This is a genomic window from Streptomyces sp. 6N223 (assembly GCF_052246635.1).
In the GTDB taxonomy this organism is placed as follows: domain Bacteria; phylum Actinomycetota; class Actinomycetes; order Streptomycetales; family Streptomycetaceae; genus Streptomyces.
Genome location: NZ_JBQQCA010000140.1, coordinates 1 through 1,316 on the forward strand (window position 1 = coordinate 1; position 1,316 = coordinate 1,316).

The 1,316-nt window shown below is 70.1% G+C and carries 1 protein-coding gene and 1 pseudogene; both read right to left on the reverse strand.

Going from position 1 to position 1,316, the window contains the following annotated elements; all coding sequences use genetic code 11:
* Window positions 1-76: 76 nt before the first annotated feature.
* Window positions 77-502: a hypothetical protein gene (locus tag ACTWQH_RS32695; protein ID WP_443290445.1), complete on the reverse strand. Its 426-nt coding sequence runs from the start codon at window positions 500-502 to the stop codon at window positions 77-79.
* Window positions 499-1,252: pseudogene (locus tag ACTWQH_RS32700) on the reverse strand (IS5 family transposase); the annotation flags it as partial. The gene ACTWQH_RS32695 and the pseudogene ACTWQH_RS32700, both read right to left, overlap by 4 nt.
* Between the last annotated feature and the right edge of the window lie 64 nt (window positions 1,253-1,316).

Consider the following 1,316-nt stretch of genomic DNA (forward strand, 5'->3'; position numbering starts at 1 on the left):
AGAGGACGGTATGAGACCTTCTGTCCGATTGGTTGCTTCGTCCGGGGTGGGCGGGTAGGTAGCGGCGGCGGGCGGCCTACGGCCGCGGCCGGGTGAACAGGCCCTGCTCGGTCTCGACCAGGATCCCGCACTCGACAAGCCGCTTGAGCTTCAGGCGGCGGGCGTTGTTGATGTTGTTGGGCGCGATCTGCAGGTCCATCGCCTCGCACATCTGCCGGGCCCGCAGCGGGCCGTCGGCCGTGGTGAACACCGCCATGATCTGCTGGTAGGCCGGATGGTCCGGCAGTTGCGGGGGCGGCGGCGCGGGCGGTTGCGGATCGGGCAGTTCCAGCAGCGTCTTGCGGGTGATCCGGGTCTCCTCGGCGGCCCGGTGGAACTCCTCCGGTTGCGTGGAAAGCTCCGCGATCCGCTCCTTGGCCACGTTGGCCTGCGCGGCGATCTCCCGCTCGCGCTCCTCCAGCCGGGCCAGCACCGCCCCGAGCGTCAGCTCCCCGCCGGTCATGCGGTGCGCCAGGCCGGCGCGGGTGGCCCGGTCAGCCGGCGCAGTATCACCGCGGTCATCGCCCAGTACACCCGAGACTCGGCGGAGCGGGGCTTGTGCTCGTAGTCGCGCACCAGTCGGCGGTGCAGCATCAAGATCCCGAAGATCCCGCGGGGGCACTCCACGACCCACCGCTTGGCCTGGGGAAGGAACCCGGCCTGCGCGGGATTGCGCTCCACGACCTCCACCTCGATGCCCACCTTCTGACCGTGCGCGACGACGGCGTTCTTGAAGCCCTGGTCGACCAGGGCCTTCTGCACGGTGCCGGTGTCGGCGGCGACCTTGTCCAGCAGCGTGATGCCGACGGCGTTCGCGTGCGCCGACGCGGCCGCCACGACCACCGCGATCACCAGCCCCAGCACGTCAACGGCCAGGCCGCGCTTGCGGCCCGGTACCTTTTTTGCCGCATCATCACGCCCCTTCGGCTGCGCTGGCACCCCCGGCCGCCGCGTGCACGCTCTGGGTGTCGAGCACCACCAGGCTCGGGTCCGCCTTCCGGCGCGCCTTCTCCCGCACCTGCCAGCGCAGCAGGTCGTGGATGGTCTGGTCGGTGCCGTCGTCGCGCCAGGTGTAGAAGTAGTACCTCACCGCGCCGGGCGGCGGGAAGTCGTGCGGGAGCAACTCCCACTGGCAGCCGGTGCGGCCCTGGCAGAACAGCGCCTTGACGATCTCCCGCATCGCGTACCGGCCCCGATGGCCGCTAACCGGCCGGGATACCATCCCGCTACACGTTCACGTGACGACAAATCACCTATGCACTCACATTCCGCCCTCT

Coding starts and splice junctions, on each gene's coding strand:
- ACTWQH_RS32695 (WP_443290445.1), bottom strand. CDS start 502: ATGACCGGCGGGGAGCTGACGCTCGGGGCGGTGCTGGCCCGGCTGGAG.